Origin of the sequence: Ruminococcus sp. AF31-8BH, from assembly GCF_003460605.1 — a bacterium.
GTDB lineage: Bacteria > Bacillota > Clostridia > Lachnospirales > Lachnospiraceae > Blautia_A > Blautia_A acetigignens.
In genome coordinates this window covers 26,247-44,222 of sequence record NZ_QTVN01000001.1, presented here as the reverse complement: position 1 = coordinate 44,222, position 17,976 = coordinate 26,247, and the positions used below count along the sequence as shown (strand labels likewise).

Sequence of the window (17,976 nt, the reverse complement as noted above, 5' to 3'; positions counted from 1 at the left end):
CTTTTGCCCCTGGAACTTTTTTTCAATATGCTCCTGGGGCGGCAAAAATCGATAAAGGAGGAAAGCCATGCTTTCATTTACCCAGCCCCTGAAGGGGATGGCAGAATTTGAAGAAATAGAAAAAAGCCTTGAGAAGAACCAGGGAATTGTTCAGATCACAGGCTGTCTGGAGTCCCAGAAGGCGCACCTGATCCATGGACTTTCCGGCAAAGCACCCTTGCGCCTTGTAATCGCAGGAGATGAGCGCCAGGCGAAGGAAACCTTCGAGGACCTGCGCTTTTATAATAAGGATACCCTGTTTTATCCGGCGAAGGATCTTTTGTTTTTCCAGGCAGATATTCAGGGAAATCTGCTGATTCGCCAGAGAATGTGTGTGGTAAAGGCGCTTCTGGAGCAGGAGGACCTGACTGTTGTCACAAGCATTGACGGCTGTATGGACTACCTGATGCCCCTGGAAGAAATCGGCAAAAAAGTACTGCATTTTTACGGGGACAGCGTTATCAATATGGATCTTTTGAAAAAGGCGCTGGTGGATCTGGGCTACGAGCGGGTAGGCCAGGTGGAAATGCCGGGACAGTTTTCCGTGCGGGGCGGAATTGTGGATATTTACTGCCTGACAGAAGAGAATCCCTGGCGAATCGAGCTGTGGGGAGACGAAGTAGATTCCATTCGAAGCTTTGACGCGGAGAGCCAGAGGTCCCTGGAAAACCTGGACGAGATCGCCATCTATCCGGCAGTGGAATGGACCAGCGGCAAAAGGCTGGTATCCTTCCCGGATTATTTTCCCAGGGAAAAAACACTGCTGTTTCTGGATGAGCCCAACCGTATTCTGGAAAACGGACTTGGCGTAGAGGAAGAGTACCGCCAGAGCCGTATGCACAGGGAGGAAAAGGGGGAGCAGGATCTTCCGGTACAGTGGCTGTGTGAATTTTCCAAAGTGCAAAAAGAATTGAATAAGTGCAGGGCAGTTTCTTTGTCTGCACTGGAACCGCGGGCTGTGGAGTGGAATTTTGCTCCGGAGAAATTTAATCTGACCGTGCAGAGCGTGACCTCCTACAACAGCAGCTTCGAGCTTCTTGTGGAGGATCTGAAGAAATATAAGAAACAGGGTTACCAGATTGCCCTGCTTTCTGGTTCTCGTACCAGGGCGGAACGACTGGCGAAGGACCTTCGGGAAAATGACCTGAATGCTTTTTACGGACAGGACTATGACCGCCAGATTCATCCAGGCGAGATTATGGTAATGTACGGTCATGCCCGGAAAGGCTTTGAGTATCCGCTGATCAAGTTTGCGGTGATCACGGAAACAGATATTTTCGGTCAGGAGCAGAAAAAAAAGAAAAAGAAGAAAACCTACAATGGAAAGCGAATCCAGGATTTTGCAGAGCTTTCCATCGGGGATTATGTGGTTCATGAGAAGCATGGACTTGGAATTTACCGGGGAATCGAGAAGGTGGAAGTGGACAAAGTTGTCAAGGACTACATCAAGATCGAGTACCGGGACGGAAGCAATCTGTATATTCTGGCAACCCAGCTGGATGCCCTGCAGAAATATTCTGGCGCGGACACTGCCAAGACGCCGAAGCTGAATAAGCTTGGAAACCAGGAGTGGAACCGCACCAAGTCAAAGGTAAAGGGCGCGGTCAAAAATATCGCCAAAGAGCTGGTGAAGCTTTATGCGGTGCGCCAGGAAAAAGAGGGATATGTATGCGGACCAGATACCGTATGGCAGCGTGAGTTTGAGGAAATGTTCCCTTATGAGGAAACCGAGGATCAGCTGAATGCCATTGAGGATACCAAGCGGGATATGGAGAGCACCAAGATCATGGACCGTCTGGTTTGCGGTGACGTTGGCTATGGCAAAACGGAGGTTGCCCTTCGCGCTGCCTTTAAGGAAGTGCAGGAGAGCAGACAGGTTGTGTATCTTGTGCCTACCACCATTTTGGCCCAGCAGGTTTACAACACATTTATCCAGAGAATGAAGGAGTTCCCGGTGCGAGTGGATCTTCTCTGCCGTTTCCGAACTTCTGCCCAGCAGAAAAAGACCATCCAGGATCTGAAAAAGGGCCAGGTGGACATTGTGATCGGTACCCACAGAGTGCTTTCCAAGGATGTGGAGTACCGGAATCTGGGGCTTTTGATCATTGATGAGGAGCAGCGTTTCGGCGTTACCCATAAGGAGAAGATCAAGCAGCTGAAAAAGGATATTGATGTGCTTACCCTGACTGCAACGCCGATTCCCAGAACCCTCCATATGAGCATGATCGGAATCCGTGACATGAGCGTGCTGGAGGAGCCGCCTATGGACCGTATGCCTATTCAGACTTATGTTATGGAGTATGACGAGGAGACCGTTCGCGAGGCAATCGGAAGAGAGCTTCGGCGAGGAGGACAGGTTTATTACGTTTATAACCGGGTGACAGATATTGACGAGGTTGCCCTTCGGATCAGCAAGCTGGTTCCGGAAGCCAGGGTGGATTTTGCTCATGGACAGATGAGCGAGCGGGAACTGGAACGGGTAATGTATGACTTTATCAATGGGGATATTGATGTGCTGGTTTCTACCACGATTATTGAGACTGGGCTGGATATTTCCAATGTAAATACCATGATCATCCATGATTCTGACAAATACGGACTTTCCCAGCTTTACCAGTTAAGAGGACGAATCGGGCGCTCCAACAGGACGGCCTATGCCTTCCTTATGTACAGGAGAAATACCATGCTGCGGGAAGTGGCGGAGAAACGTCTTTCTGCGATCCGGGAATTTACAGATCTTGGAAGCGGGTTTAAGATCGCAATGCGTGACCTGGAGCTTCGCGGCGCAGGAAATCTGCTGGGAGCGCAGCAGCATGGACACATGAATGCAGTGGGTTATGACCTGTACTGCAAAATGCTCAGCGAGGCGGTCAAAGAGGCGAAGGGCATTCACACAATGGAGGATTTCGAGACCACCATTGATCTGAATATGGATGCGTTTATCCCGGATACTTATATCAGCAATGAGTTCCAGAAGCTGGACATTTACAAGCGTATTGCGGGAATTGAGTCCCAGCAGGAGTATGATGATATGCTGGAGGAGCTGATCGATCGTTTTGGTGAGCCGCCGAAAGCTGTTTTGAATCTGCTTGCCATTGCAAGACTGAAGGCTGTGGCTCATCAGGGATATATTACAGAAATCAAGCAGCTGCAAAAGGAAATCCGCATTACCCTTTATGAAAGTGCAAAGCTGAACCCGGAGGGAATTCCGCCGCTGGTTGCCAAATACCGCAGACAGCTGCAGTTCAAGCCGGACAAAGAGCCGAAATTCCTGTTTGCGCCGGTGGGGGATATTGTGCAGGCACTGACGGTGTTTGCGAAGGAACTGATGGAACTGGTGGAAGAGGAAGGAAAGAGCGAAAAGCAGTAGACGGCTGGGCTGTTGAATGCTTTCGGATATTTTGATTTAAAGTAGGCTTTGGGTGGGGAAAATCCGATGGAAATTCGCGAAAATTGTGTGAATTCTATCAGATTTTCCCCTTTCTACTTGCCCTCATGGGAAAAAAGTTTTATACTCTTATTAGCGTGTCCGCATTGGGGGATCATGCCGGCTGTGCGTGGTGACTCAGTGGCACATCAGTGAAAGGGTAATTGGTGATCAATATGAAGAAAATCGTGAAGAACACAACCGTAGTGGCATTAAGTGGCGTAATGGCAATTGGAATGCTTTCCGGATGTGGAAGTAAGTCTATAGATGGAGAGAAGACCGTTGCAACTGTGGATGGCACAGACATTCCTATGGGGGTTGTAAGTCTGTACGCACGTGAGTCACAGGCACAGACGGTTGCCATGTATAAGAGCTTTATGGGAAGTGCTGGAAATATCTGGAGCCAGGTTGTAGACGAAGATGCTGGCACTACATACGGCGAGCAGGCTGTAGGACAGTTCCTGGGGCAGGTTGAGCTGATGTACATCATGAAGGAGAAGGCTGCAGACTATGGCGTTGAGGTTACTTCTGATGATGAGACTGCTATTGCAGATGCAGCAGCACAGTTTATGCAGGACAATGACGAGGACACTATGAAGGAGCTTGCTGTTTCCGAAGATCAGGTTAAGACTCTTCTGGAGCTTGAGACTTACCGACAGAGAATTTACGATCCGATCCGCAACGAGGCTGAGGTTAACATAACGGATGAGGAGGCACAGCAGTCTTCTTTCAGCTATGTAAGTATTTCCATCAGTGGAGATGACCTTACCGATGATGATATTGCTACCCGCAAGGAGCAGGCACAGGAGATCCTGGATAAGATGAAAGAGGATCCGACAGCAGATATGGGCGAGACAGCCAAGGCTGTTGATGATACTTACAGCGGACTGACCGGAACTATTTTCACAAATGACAGTGATGACGAGGATATTTCCAATTCCTATGATGATGCAGTTGTTGAGGCTCTTAGAACTCTGAAGGACGGAGAGGTTTATGATGAGCTGGTTGAGACAGATACCAACGTATATGTTCTTCGTATGGACAAGGTAAATGATGAGGATGCAACTGCTTCCAAGAAGGAATCCCTTGAGAATACCAAGCGCAGCAACTATTATTCTGAGACAACCCAGCAGTGGCTGGATGATGCAGAGATCACTGTGAATGATAAGGTGCTTGCTACTTTGACAATTACAGATGACCACAGCTTCACAATCAAGGATACCACCGCTGATACAAGCGAGGATGCAGGCACAGATACTGCAGCAGATACCAGTGAAGCAGCTGATTCTGAGGACAGCGAGGCAGCTGACAGCAGCGAGGACACGACTGCAGCTGATGATACAGAAGAGACAGATGCAGCGGAGAGTACAGACAGCACCGATGAGACTGCTGCAGACGAGAGTGCCGACAGCGAGACTGCAAGTACAGATTCTGCTGATACTGCCGAGGAAACAACTGAGGAAAACTAAGAATCGCTAAACGATAATTGAAGTTCTTAGGTAAACGAATGAGAACTGCATAAGTTGGATAACATGATAAAAGAGCCTGCCTGGGGAAGATTCGGGCGGGCTTTTTTGGCAGATGGTGCAGCGCCAGACGAGTTGCCAAGAGTTGATGTTCAAATATCAAATGAAGGAGAAACGCATGAAAAAAATACTTCTCATTGCTACCGGAGGTACCATTGCATCTAAATATACAGCAGATGGACTGGCACCGCAGATTTCGGCGGAGGAATTGCTGGAATATATTCCGGAGGCGAAAGAATTCTGTACCATTGATACGGTGCAGCCCTTTGCCCTGGACAGCACCAATGTGTGTGCAGATCACTGGCTGAAGCTGGCGAGACTGATTGAGTCGAAATATGAATTTTATGACGGGTTTGTGCTATGCCATGGAACCGATACCATGGCATATACAGCTGCGGCTTTGTCTTATCTTATTCAGAATAACCGCAGGCCCATTGTAATTACCGGAGCGCAGAAGCCTATTGATCTGGCAATTACAGATGCAAGGTCTAATCTGATGGACAGTCTGCGGTTTGCTTCCCATGACCGGGCCCATGGAATTTCCATTGTGTTTGGAGGCAAGGTGATCGCAGGTACCCGGGCGAAGAAGGAATTTTCCAAAAGCTATAATGCTTTTTACAGCATTAATTATCCGGATATTGCGTCCATCCATGATCAGAAAATTATTTTCTACATTGATGACAAGGACCAGTCTACCAAACCACTGGTGTTTTACCATGAGATGAACCAGAAGATTTTTCTTCTGAAGCTGATACCTGGAATTGACGGGAAGGTGCTGGATGCCCTTTTCCCGGCTTATGACGGGCTGATCATTGAGTCCTTCGGTGTGGGCGGGCTGCCTCATTATGAAAATGACGATTTCATGGAGGCAATCGGGCACTGGATCGAGGCTGGGAAGCCGGTGTGCATGGCGACCCAGGTTACCCATGAGGGCAGTGATATGGAAGTTTACCAGGTGGGAAAAATCATCAAGGAGCGTTTCCCGGTGCTGGAGTCCTATGACATGACTCTGGAGGCGTCTGTGACGAAGATGATGTGGGCGCTTGGGCAGACACGGGATATGGAGAAATTTAAGGAACTGTTTTATACGACGATTAATCATGATCTGCTATTTTTATAGAAGGAGCTTATACACATGAACAAAAAAGAGATTTCCGAAATCAAGAAGCAGTTTACACCAGCCAACTGCGACATTACCCGCATTTGCGGCTGCTATGTAGATGCTGAGAAAAATAAAAAGACAGAGCTGAAAGAAGCATTTCTTTCCCTTTCCGAGGAAGAGATGTTCAAATATTTTGAGATTTTCAAGAAAACACTTTCCGGTACACTGGGAAAGAACCTGATGAATATGGAGTTTCCATTAGAGGAGGAAAAAGAGGGCGGCAAGCACGAATTCCTCATGAAGCTTCGCAAAAGCAAGTTAAAGGATGACCAGCTGATCGAAAGCTTTTACGACAAAATTATCGAGAACTATGACTACCCGGAGAATTATTACATAATCCTTGTCCATGCCGTATACGATATTCCGGGAAAAACCTCTGACGGCATTGAGATGGACGACGCTTCCGAGGAAATCTACGAGCACATTCTTTGCAGCATCTGCCCGGTGAAGCTGTCCAAGGCGGGACTTTGCTATAATGCGGAAGCAAACCTGATCCAGGACCGTATCCGCGACTGGATCGTGGAAATGCCGGAAAATGGATTTCTTTTCCCGGTGTTTAATGACAGAAGCACAGACATTCACGGAATGCTCTATTACGCCAAGAATGCAGAGCAGCTCCATGATGTTTTTGTGGACGAGATGTTCGGATGCACAGCGCCGCTGTCAGCTGGCGGACAGAGAGATTCCTTTAACCTGCTTGTGGAGGAAACTCTTGGCGAGGACTGCCAGTACGATACAGTTGTGAACATTCATGAGAAGCTGAACGAGATCATCGAAGCCCAGAAGGATTCTCCGGATCCGGTGGTACTTACCAAATCCGAGGTGAAGCGCCTTTTTGAGGACTGCGGCGTAGAAGAGGAAAAGCTGGAAACCTTCGATGACCAGTATGACGTGGCAGCCGGAGAAAAAGCCACCATGGTTGCCTCCAACATCACCAACACCCGCAAGTTCGAGATCAAAACCCCGGACGTTGTCATCCACGTTGAGCCTGAGAAAGTAGAACTGGTCGAAACCCGCATCATCGACGGCCGCAAATGCCTGGTAATCCCCATGGAAGATGTGGAGATCAACGGCATTCGCGTGAGAATGGGCGGTGAGAGCAGTGAACATGATGACTATGATGACTATGAGCAAGCGTTGGAGTAATCTCTGTTAATTGATACGACGTGTATAAACGACATTTGTCAAGTACAGTATAGAAAAGAGGAATCCGTATGACCCTGGCACAGCTTCGCTATGCGATTACCGTAGCGAATTCAAATTCTATGAATGAGGCAGCGCGTACACTTTTTATTTCACAGCCAAGTCTTTCGTCGGCGATACGGGAGTTGGAGGAGGAAATTGGGGTGGAGCTTTTTCGAAGGACCAACCGTGGAATTTCGGTAACTCCTGAGGGGGAGGAATTTTTAGGCTACGCCCGTCAGGTGGTAGAACAGTACGCCCTGATCGAATCCAAATATATTTCCAAGGAACAAACCAAGAAGAAATTCAGTGTTTCCATGCAGCATTATACCTTCGCGGTCAATGCCTTCGTGGAAATGGTCAAGCAGTTCGGAATGGATGAGTATGAGTTCGCGGTCCACGAAACCAGGACCTATGACATTATTACCGATGTAAAGGATTTCAAAAGTGAGATTGGAATCCTGTACCTCAATGATTTCAACCGCAAAGTCCTGGAGAAGATTTTCCACGAGTCCAACCTGGAATTCCATCCCATCCTGGAATGCAGCATCTACGTCTACATGTGGAAAGGGCATCCCCTGGCCGACCGCGATCTGATCACCCTGGAGGACCTGCGCGAGTACCCCTGCCTCTCCTTCGAGCAGGGCACCTACAACTCCTTCTACTTCGCCGAAGAAGTTCTGAGCACCTACGAATACAAACGCCTCATCAAAGCCAACGACCGTGCCACCCTCCTGAACCTAATGGTAGGCCTCAACGGCTACACCCTCTGCTCCGGAATCATCTGCGAAGAACTAAACGGCTCCGACTACTGCGCCGTGAAGCTAGACTCCGACGAGGTCATGACCATCGGCTACCTCGCTAGGAAGGGCACCACGATTAGTAAATTAGGGCAGAAATATCTGGAGGAAATTGCCAAATACAAAGACAAAGCATTACGATAATCCACTCACTTACGCAAACTTCCATTTGCAACTAAAGCTGAACCTAACCACCCACCCACTACACCCCCCGCTGGCGTCCACCTTAGCTATAGTTTTATCCTATAACTAGCCCTAACTTTTAAGAATTAACACTTTTACTCCAATTGTGTTATAGTAACCATATCGACGATGAAACACCACTTAAAGGAAAGAGGAAAGACATGTCTTCAATATTAATCCAAGATGTGAGCAAAACCTTCGAAACCAAAGACGGTTCCGTACAAGCCCTGAACCACGTAAGCCTCTCCATTGAAACCGGAGACATCTACGGAATCATCGGAATGTCCGGTGCAGGAAAAAGTACCCTGGTACGCTGTATGAACTTTCTGGAAGTACCATCCGAAGGAAAAGTATTAATAGACGGAAAATCCCTCAGCGAATTTTCCCCAAAAGAACTCCGCAAAGAGCGAGAGAAAATAGGAATGATTTTCCAGCATTTTAACCTGCTTATGCAGAAAAACGTACTGGAAAACGTCTGCTTCCCACTGTACATCCAGGGGAAGAAAAAAGCCGAAGCAAGAGCAAAAGCCCTGGAGCTTCTGGAAATCGTAGGACTGGCAGACAGAGCGAAAGCATATCCCGCACAGCTCTCCGGTGGACAGAAACAAAGAGTGGCAATCGCCAGAGCCCTGGCCTCCGATCCACAGATCCTGCTCTGTGACGAAGCCACAAGCGCCCTGGATCCCCAGACCACATCCTCCATACTTGAACTTTTGCAGGACATCAATCAGAAATTCGGAATCACCATTGTGATCATTACCCACCAGATGTCAGTTGTCCGTGAGATTTGTACTCATGTGGCAATTATGAAAGACGGTGAAGTAAAAGAACAAGGCCTTGTAGAAGAAATCTTCAGCCACCCGAAATCACAGGTAGCCAAAGAACTGATCAGCAAGGATTCTGGAAACGATGTAGAAAGCAAAAAGCTTACCCAGTCAGAAATCCAGGACGGCGAAATCGTTCGAATCGTATTCTCTGAGAACTCCGCATTCGAACCAGTAATCGCAAACCTTATATTAACCTTCCACGAACCTGTAAACATTCTGAAGGCAAACACCAAAAACGTAGGCGGTGTAGCCAAAGGAGAAATGATCCTCCAGTTCATGAGTGACAGTACCAATGTACCGGAGATGAAGAAATTCCTTACAGAACGTGGACTTGAGATAGGGGAGGCGAACTGATTATGTGGACGAAACAAGTAACCGATATGATAATCGCAGGTGTAGGGGAAACATTATATATGACCCTGTTTTCCACCTTCTTCGGATATGTATTTGGAATGCCTCTTGGAATCCTGCTGAAAGTATCCGACAAAGAGGGTCTGCGGCCAAACGCAGTACTATATAAGATTCTGGATGTGATAGCAAACATTTTCCGAAGCATCCCATTCCTGATCCTGTTGATCCTGCTTATTCCATTCACCAGATTTCTGGTAGGAAAAAGCTATGGAACCACAGCCACCATCGTACCCCTTACCATTGCGGCAATCCCTTTTATCGGACGAATGGTAGAGTCTTCCTTAAATGAGGTAGACCCGGGAGTTATCGAGGCTGCAAGATCCATGGGAGCAAGCAATCTTCAGATCGTATTTAGGGTAATGCTGGTAGAAGCAAGAACATCCCTGATCTCAGGAGCTACCATTGTAACAGGAACTATCCTTGGTTACTCCGCAATGGCAGGAACCGTAGGAGGAGGCGGACTTGGAGACATTGCAGTACGTTACGGATACAACCGCTGGCAGACGGACATCATGCTGGTGACCGTTATCCTTCTGGTAGTACTGGTACAGATTTTCCAGACAATTGGTATGTTCATAGCCAACAAGCTGGATAAAAGAAAATAAGCCACAGATTATTTTATAAGAAATGGTATCTGTGAGCAGTAACCAAAATCGATAATTGACAGGAGTTTTTAGTAGCCCCTGTTTATTATAAAAAATGATTGTAATGTAGAAACTAAATATATTTTTCAAAAAACAAGGAGGAAGTTTATTATGAAAAAATTAATCGCAGCAGCACTCACAGGAGCACTTGTACTTGGAACCGTTGGAACATCCGTTGTATTCGCAGCAGATGACGACAAAACCATCACAGTAGCAGCTTCCGAGACACCTCATTCTGAGATTCTTGAGGCAGCAAAGCCAATTCTTGAGGAAGAGGGATATGACCTTGAGGTAACTGTATTTGATGATTATGTACAGCCAAACGAAGTTGTAGAGAGCGGAGATTTCGATGCAAACTACTTCCAGCACATTCCATATCTGAACAGCTTCAATGAGGAGAAAGGAACCCACCTTGTAAACGCAGGCGGAATCCACTATGAGCCATTCGGAATTTACCCGGGAACAAAATCCAGCCTTGATGATATCGCAGACGGCGACACAATCGCAGTACCGAACGACACCACAAACGAGGCAAGAGCGCTTCTCCTTCTTCAGGACAACGGAATCATCACTCTGAAAGATGGCGTTGGTCTTGAGGCAACTGTAAACGACATTGAGGAGAACCCATACAACGTAGAGATCGTTGAGCTTGCAGCAGAGCAGGTAGCACGTGTTGCAGAAGAGACTGCTTACATTGTCCTGAACGGAAACTATGCTCTTCAGGCTGGCTACTCTGTATCCAAAGATGCACTTGCATACGAGACCTCTGATTCCGAAGCAGCAAAAACCTATGTAAACGTAATCGCAGTAAAAGAAGGAAATGAGAACAGCGACAAGATCAAAGCTCTTGTAGACGTATTAAAATCTGACGAGATCAAAGACTTCATCAACGAGAAATATGACGGCGCAGTTATCCCATTTGATGACAGCGAGGACGCAGCAGATGAAGCTGACGCAGAGGAAAGCACAGATGCGGAGGCTGACGGAGATGACGCAGAGGCTGATGCAGAAGCTGATGCAGAAGCAACAGACGCTGAATAATCCGCTTCCGTTACAGAGTATTTTCCATAATAAGAAATGAAGCGCAGGCAGACTGGAATCCCTGTAAAACAGGTGTATTCCAGTCTGTTTTTCCCCGTGTAAAAACAGTTGAAAAAGCGCTGAAAATCTGCTATTATAGAGACGAATTTTTTCAGGTATCGAGGTGAGGCCTATTGAAGAAAAATGAATGGAAAAATCGCTATATCTGCCTTTTTCTTGGCATGATACTGGCGGTTTTATGTATCTTTTTCGCCAGCATGGAGGCGAAGAGCATTCTGCATGTTTCTGATCTGATCCCGGCCTCCGCTTCTTTGATATCACCGGAGTTTTCCAGAAGTACCCACACCAGTGCCGAAGAACTGACAGGAATCAGGCAGGTGTCTGTGAGACTGGAGGCGGACCAGCGCCTTCGGCAGAAGGGGATGACAGGAACAGAGCTGGTGATCATCATGCTTGCAGTTCTGCTGGCGAATACCGTATTTTATAAAGAAAAGAAACGTCTGCTTACCATAAATGACGCGGATGGAAGAAGATTTATTATCTGTTACATCCACCACCAGGACGGGCAGAAACACTGAAGACCATATTCTGTTGTTTGATTGCTGCAGGACTCGCAGTGATCATTTTCCATGTAAACACAGATATGATCGGAGGTAAAACTATATGTTACTTAATATATTTATAGGAATAATGATTGTGGCAGCCATTGGAGTGGGACTCTGGATGGCATGGTTCGACAGTCATGGAGGAAAGAAATAATGGCACAGATTTTAGCAGTAATTATTTTCCTGGCGATGTTCATTCTGATCATCACAGAAATCTGGGAAAGACACATTGTTACTCTGGGATGTGCGCTCCTTACACTGGTTCTTGTATTTGGCCTTTGTATGCACAGTCCCTCAGCAATTATTGAAACACTGAACATACATAGTATTTTCTCGTCGGGATTCTGGCACACCGCAGGGGAAGCAAGCGAAGCTTCCGCCGGAATCAACTGGGAGACTATCGTGTTCATCGCTGGTATGATGATCATGGTAGAAGGTATGGCAAAATCCGGATTTTTCCGCTGGTTATGCATGAAGATCGCGAAACTGGTAAAATACCAGATCATCCCGATCTTTATCACATTTATGCTCCTGTCCTTTGTACTGGCAATGTTTATTGACAGTATTACCGTTATCCTGTTTCTGGCAGCAGTTACCGTAGAGCTTTCACAGCTGTTGAAATTCAATCCGGTACCGATGATCCTGGCAGAAATTTTCTGCGCAAACCTTGGTGGATCCGCAACTATGTGCGGAGACCCGCCGAACATTATCATTGGAACATCCCTTGGATTTTCCTTTGCAGACTTTGTAACAAACACCGGTTTGATCGCATTTATCGCACTGGTTCTGGTAGTAATTTATTTCTACTTTGTTTTCCGCAAGGAGCTTACAGAGAATGCAGGCAAGATCGATCCGTCTACTCTGCCGGATCCTTCTGAAGCAATTACAGACAAGAGAGGTTTTATCATCAGCTGGATCATCTTCCTCTGCGCAGTTGTTCTGCTGGTAAGCCATTCACAGACAGGACTTACCGTATCCTGCATCGGTGTATTTATTGCAGCAGTGACACTGATCACAGCCGGCAAGGATGCACTGGAGCTTCTGAAAAAGGTTGACTATAAGACCCTGTTGTTCTTTGTCGGACTTTTCGTAGTAGTAGGCGGTCTTGAGCAGACTGGCATCCTTACTATCCTGGCTGGATTTATCGGCAAGGTAAGCGGCGGAAACCTGAAGGTAATGATCGCAATCATCATCTGGGTATCTGCAGTTGCAAGTGCATTTATTGACAACATTCCGTTTGCAGCTACCATGATTCCGGTTATCGACAGCCTGGCAGCAGCACAGGGAATCGATATTTCCATTCTTGCATGGGCTCTTGCAATGGGTACTGATATCGGCGGAAGCGCAACCCCAATCGGAGCTTCTGCAAACGTAGTAGGAATCGCTACCGCAGCCAAGAGCGGCCACATGATTAAGTGGGGCAGATACTGCAAAACTATGGCACCGGCTACGATCATCGTAATCTTTGTATCAATGTTTATGATCTATGCAAGATATTTATAATGCCAGATTGGATTGCGGAAGCAGCTCAGCTGGTCCGCAATCCGCGGCATGAAACTATGGAAAAGGAGGGGATACCATGAAAACACAGAAACAGGTGATCATTTCCATCGGACGAGAGTTCGGAAGTGCGGGACATGAGATCGCAGAGCGAATCGCCAAGCGCTATGGACTTTCCTTATATGATCACAACCTTTTGAGAGAGGTGGCAGACAGCCACAACGTAAGCAGCGAGGAGCTTGAGATCTTCGACGAGATGAAGCACAACAAATTCCTTTACCGTACCGTTAAGGGAATGAGCAGTTCTCCAGCAGACAACGTTGCCCTCATGCAGTTCAATTTCCTTCGGGAAAAAGCAGAGAAAGGCGAATCCTTCGTAGTAGTAGGACGCTGCTCTGAGACCATCCTGAAGGACTATCCGGGACTGATTTCCATTTTCGTTCTTGGAAATATGGAAGACAAAATCGCCCGTATTTCCCGTCTTTATGGAAAAACAGAAAAAGAAGCAGAACGTTTTATCAAAGAGAAAGACAGAAAGAGAAAGAAATATCATGACAGTCACTGCAAGACCAAATGGTCTGAGACTCATACCTATGATCTGAGCCTGAACAGCAGTACACTTGGTATTGAAGGAAGCGTTGATTTCCTGTCTGAATATATTGACAAACGAACAGCGAGAATGAAATAAATGGTCAGAGGTTCTGTCAAGACGCACACAGCTGTCATGACAGGACCTTTTTGTCTACAGGAGGAAAACATGTTTACAGATGACGAAAAAGATTACCTTATGCGTATCATTAAAGAAGTAGCTCGTGTGCTGGCAAGCGTAATGCTTGGAAAAAAATATGTGCAGGTAGAGCTCCCGGTAGAATCCAAATACCAGATTTCCGGTGATAAGCTTCACCATCTGAAAACAATGGTGGACAATGGGGAAATCAACGAGGCGGAGAACGAGCTTCTGGACAGAATCGATTATTCTGACAAGGAAGACCTGGCAGAAGCCATGTTTTTCTACGAGTATGCAGCATCCAAAGGGGATGAATTCCTGGAAGCCCACAACTACTCTTTGGAAGAGATTAAGGATGGCCTGCAGCAGCTGGCCCAGGACGCTGGCTATGGCAACATTATGAATATGTTAGACATTGGATAAGAAGGAGATTAAAGATGTTTCTTGAAAAAAACAGGGACCGGATAGAGAAAGACTTTGAGGATTTTTCCAGGGAACTTCCAGGAAAAGCAGAAGAAATCGAGAAAAGAATGGAAACCTTAAATGCAGATATTGTGATTGGAATGAAGTATCTGTACAGCAACATGCCTTACAGCGATGTGGGAAATTACACATTTGACACCTATCTGGATTATGTCCAGCAGGGAATCTGGCTTTGGGAAAATTCCCCTTATGTGAAGAAATACCCGGAGCTTTATTTTCTGAACTATGTGCTTTTTCATCGAACTAATGATGAAGAAATTAAACCCTGCCGTACTTATTTCTGGGAAAAAATAAAGGACCGGATCCAGGGCATGAGCATGATGGAAGCTGTGCTGGAGATCAACCACTGGTGCGCTGGCGAAGTGATGTATCAGGGAACGGATATGCGTACCGGCTCTGCTCTGGAAATCTACAGAAGCGGTGTGGGACGCTGCGGTGAGGAAGCGGTTTTTGTGGTAAATGTGCTGCGAAGTGCAGGAATCCCTGCGAGACCAGTATATGTGCCAAGATGGTCCCACTGTGACGACAACCACGCCTGGGTGGAGGTCTGGTGCGACGGCGACTGGCATTACCTGGGAGCCTGTGAGCCGGAAGCAGTTCTGGATAAGGGCTGGTTTACCAACGCTGCATCCAGAGCAATGATGATCGGTTCCAGATGGTACGACCGTGCCATGCCGGACGAAGATGTCATTGGAAAAGACGGAATGAACAGGATCATCAATCTTCTTGGCAAATATGCAAAGACCAAGCGGATCACCATCCGGGTAGAAGATCTGGAAGGAACCCCGGCTGGCGGCGCAAGGGTGCAGGCCGAGGTTATGAATTACGGGGAGTTTTCCCCAGTGGCGAAGATAAGCGCTGATGAAAACGGATGCATTTCTTTTGTCACAGGCCTTGGAAGTTTGCTGATCTGTGCAGTTTATGAGGGCACTTACGGCGAGCGGGTGATCGACACCAGAGATGGAGATGAATTTGTCTGCACCCTGGGAGAGGAATATGAGGACGAGCTGTGGGTGGATTTCGATATGATCGCCCCAGAAGATACAGGCCGGACCAAGTGGAATATTTCCAAAGAACAGGAAGAGGAAAATAACAGAAGAATTGCAGAGGAAGGCGAGCACTGCCGCCGCAAGATTGCCAAATTCCAGCCTCTGTGGAAGCGCTGCCTGTATGGACACACCATGGAAGAGGTGGAGCCGATGATGGCAGTTCTGTCTGAGAAGGACAGAAGGGATGCTTTTCCGGAGGTGCTGGAAGGCCACTATCAGGAGGCTTCTGTTTACCGGGAATTTAATCCGGACGAGATCTATATTCCTTATGTGTGGAATCCAAGAGTAGAGAACGAGGTTCTCACGAAATGGAGAAAGAAGATTCTGGGTTATTTCGATAAGAAACAGAGGGATGCCTTCGAGTCTGATCCTAAGCGGATCTGGACCTGGATCAAGGAAAATATTTCTGTTCGCAATGACAGGGAGCGTCTGACGGCTTACACCACTCCTGGTGCAGCGCTGGATCTTAAGATTGCAGGGGAGAAATCCCATAAAGTATTGTTTGTTGCCATTGCAAGAACCCTTGGAATTCCGTCCAGGCTGAATCCTACAGATGGTGCCATTGAGTACTGGGATGGCATAAAGTTCGTTCCGGTGCTGGAAGAGAGCCGCAAGGAAGCTCACCTTACTGTTCTGGCCGGGGAGAATGAGAACTGGAATTACTACCAGAACTGGACCATTTCTGTGACAGATGGAAAGGGCTATCTGACTCTTGATTTCAGCGGAAGCAAATGGGAAAACGGAAAGCTTGAGCTGGATATTATGCCTGGGGATTACCGGATTCTGACAGGAAATCGTCTGCCAAACGGAAATATTCTTGGCAAGCGGTATGACTTCCATATTGAAAAAGACGAGACCAAGAAGGTGGAGCTGGAGCTTCGGGAGTACAGCCTGGAGGAAATGCTGAATCGGCATTCTATTCCGGATTCCAGGCTTAGAAATAAAGATGGTGAGGTAGTGTTGATTTCGCAGGTGACAGGTACACCGTGCGCGGATGAAAATCTGGAACACGGCGATGGCGTCCAGCGTAAGATTTTCTTCTGGCTGGAGGAAGGCCGTGAGCCTACGGAGCATATCCTCAACGAGATTATGGATTTGAAGGAAAAATATGAAAAAATCCAGCAGAACCTTGTGTTTATTTTAAGAAATGAGGATGCACTGAAGAACGCGACTCTTTGCAGATGTCTGGAGATGCTGCCAAAGATTCAGGTATTTTTCCATGACTTCGGCAAAGATAAAGAGATGACAGCGCGCCGCATGTACGTGGATTCTGAAAAGCTGCCGCTGATGGTTGTGACGGATGGAGCGTGCCAGGGAATGTTTGCGTCTGTGGGATATTCTGTTGGTATGGCGGATATGCTGCTGCGGATTTTCCATGTGTGATTCCATTGTGCAGGCAGGATATGATGCGCACGTAAGTTGTCGGGAAGGCGGGAGAGGACGAAGATGAATCGAGACGAAATAAAATACATCGCCATGTTTACCATGCTGCTGAATCATATCGCAAATATTTTCTTAGAGCCGGGAACCCTTCTGTTTGAGATTTTTGTAGATGTGGGATATTTCACAGCCATTACTATGTGCTACTTCCTGGTAGAGGGCTATGGCTACACCAGGTCCAAAGAGAAATATGGAAAGCGTCTGCTTCTGTTTGCGGCGATTTCCGAAATCCCCTTCTGCCTGGCATTTACAGAGGAGGGAACCATCAGCTTCGTAAATATGAATATGATGTTTACCCTTTTCCTGTGCTTCCTGATCCTTGTGGTCCGGGAAAAGGTCCAGGCAGACTGGAGGCGGAATGCCTGCATAATCGTGCTTGTGGTTCTTTCCATATATAGCGACTGGGCGCTGCTGGCTCCTTTGTTTACGCTGTGGTTTGCCACCTGCGGACTGACGGATGCACAAGGCAAAATAGCAGAGGATTTCACTGCGCAGCGGCGAAAGAAGCTGTGGAAGGTGTTTGGAAACGCCATGTTGCTTTTCGGGCTGGTCAATCTGGCAGAAAACATAGAGACCATGTCGCCAGGAATGAGCATCTTGCGTTCTCTTGGCGCTGTGGCTGGAATTTTCCTTTCCGCAGTCTGCATTATTTATCTGTACAACGGACAGCAGGGGAAAAAGTACAGAACCTTTTCCAAATGGTTTTTCTACATTTTTTACCCGGCACATCTGCTGATTCTGGGACTGCTGCGGCTTGCGCAATAAAATAGAATATGCTAAAATAAAACAAGATTCGAGGGGCAAAGGAATTTGCCCCTCATTTTAACTTTTAGAGAAAGGACATATTCTATGTTTCATGTAATTCCGGGAAATTTTTTCGTCCCATTGTCCTCACCCAACCGAATTGTATACTGGGAATGTATCAGCCGG

14 protein-coding genes are annotated in these 17,976 nt (G+C 47.1%); all 14 read left to right on the top strand.

The features are described from left to right. Positions 1-67 precede the first annotated feature (67 nt). The 14 genes from mfd (at position 68) to DWZ38_RS00120 (ending at position 17,811) form a co-directional block, all read left to right on the top strand. A complete protein-coding gene (mfd, locus tag DWZ38_RS00185) occupies positions 68-3,409 on the top strand; it encodes a transcription-repair coupling factor (RefSeq protein ID WP_117849367.1) in 3,342 nt (1,113 codons plus the stop codon). A gap of 233 nt (positions 3,410-3,642) precedes the next feature. Continuing rightward, positions 3,643-4,935 (top strand): FKBP-type peptidylprolyl isomerase, encoded by a 1,293-nt coding sequence (locus DWZ38_RS00180; protein ID WP_117849366.1) that lies wholly within the window; start codon positions 3,643-3,645, stop codon positions 4,933-4,935. Positions 4,936-5,110: 175 nt separating this feature from the next. After that, entirely contained in the window at positions 5,111-6,112 is a 1,002-nt protein-coding gene (locus DWZ38_RS00175; RefSeq protein ID WP_117849365.1) for an asparaginase, read from the top strand. Positions 6,113-6,127: 15 nt separating this feature from the next. Further along, on the top strand, positions 6,128-7,300 hold the full coding sequence (locus tag DWZ38_RS00170; protein WP_021924378.1) for a DUF4317 domain-containing protein: 1,173 nt from the start codon (positions 6,128-6,130) through the stop codon (positions 7,298-7,300). A gap of 68 nt (positions 7,301-7,368) precedes the next feature. Beyond that, entirely contained in the window at positions 7,369-8,280 is a 912-nt protein-coding gene (locus tag DWZ38_RS00165) for a LysR family transcriptional regulator (protein WP_021924379.1), read from the top strand. 200 nt (positions 8,281-8,480) lie between these two features. Further along, on the top strand, positions 8,481-9,500 hold the full coding sequence (locus tag DWZ38_RS00160) for a methionine ABC transporter ATP-binding protein (RefSeq protein ID WP_117849364.1): 1,020 nt from the start codon (positions 8,481-8,483) through the stop codon (positions 9,498-9,500). A 2-nt stretch (positions 9,501-9,502) separates the two neighbouring features. Then, on the top strand, positions 9,503-10,162 hold the full coding sequence (locus DWZ38_RS00155; protein WP_117849363.1) for a methionine ABC transporter permease: 660 nt from the start codon (positions 9,503-9,505) through the stop codon (positions 10,160-10,162). Positions 10,163-10,312: 150 nt separating this feature from the next. Next, on the top strand, positions 10,313-11,242 hold the full coding sequence (locus DWZ38_RS00150; protein WP_117849362.1) for a MetQ/NlpA family ABC transporter substrate-binding protein: 930 nt from the start codon (positions 10,313-10,315) through the stop codon (positions 11,240-11,242). 173 nt (positions 11,243-11,415) lie between these two features. Next, positions 11,416-11,820: a hypothetical protein gene (locus DWZ38_RS00145; protein ID WP_117849361.1), complete on the top strand. Its 405-nt coding sequence runs from the start codon at positions 11,416-11,418 to the stop codon at positions 11,818-11,820. 180 nt (positions 11,821-12,000) lie between these two features. Beyond that, entirely contained in the window at positions 12,001-13,350 is a 1,350-nt protein-coding gene (locus DWZ38_RS00140) for an SLC13 family permease (RefSeq protein ID WP_243000098.1), read from the top strand. Between the two features lie 76 nt (positions 13,351-13,426). Then, the gene (locus DWZ38_RS00135; RefSeq protein WP_021925245.1) at positions 13,427-14,035 is read left to right on the top strand and encodes a cytidylate kinase-like family protein; all 609 of its coding nucleotides are present in this window, start codon (positions 13,427-13,429) and stop codon (positions 14,033-14,035) included. A gap of 69 nt (positions 14,036-14,104) precedes the next feature. Further along, a complete protein-coding gene (locus tag DWZ38_RS00130; protein ID WP_021925244.1) occupies positions 14,105-14,497 on the top strand; it encodes a DUF6483 family protein in 393 nt (130 codons plus the stop codon). 14 nt (positions 14,498-14,511) lie between these two features. Beyond that, positions 14,512-16,989: a transglutaminase domain-containing protein gene (locus DWZ38_RS00125; RefSeq protein WP_117849359.1), complete on the top strand. Its 2,478-nt coding sequence runs from the start codon at positions 14,512-14,514 to the stop codon at positions 16,987-16,989. Between the two features lie 63 nt (positions 16,990-17,052). Beyond that, positions 17,053-17,811 (top strand): TraX family protein, encoded by a 759-nt coding sequence (locus tag DWZ38_RS00120; RefSeq protein ID WP_117849358.1) that lies wholly within the window; start codon positions 17,053-17,055, stop codon positions 17,809-17,811. Positions 17,812-17,976: the final 165 nt, after the last annotated feature.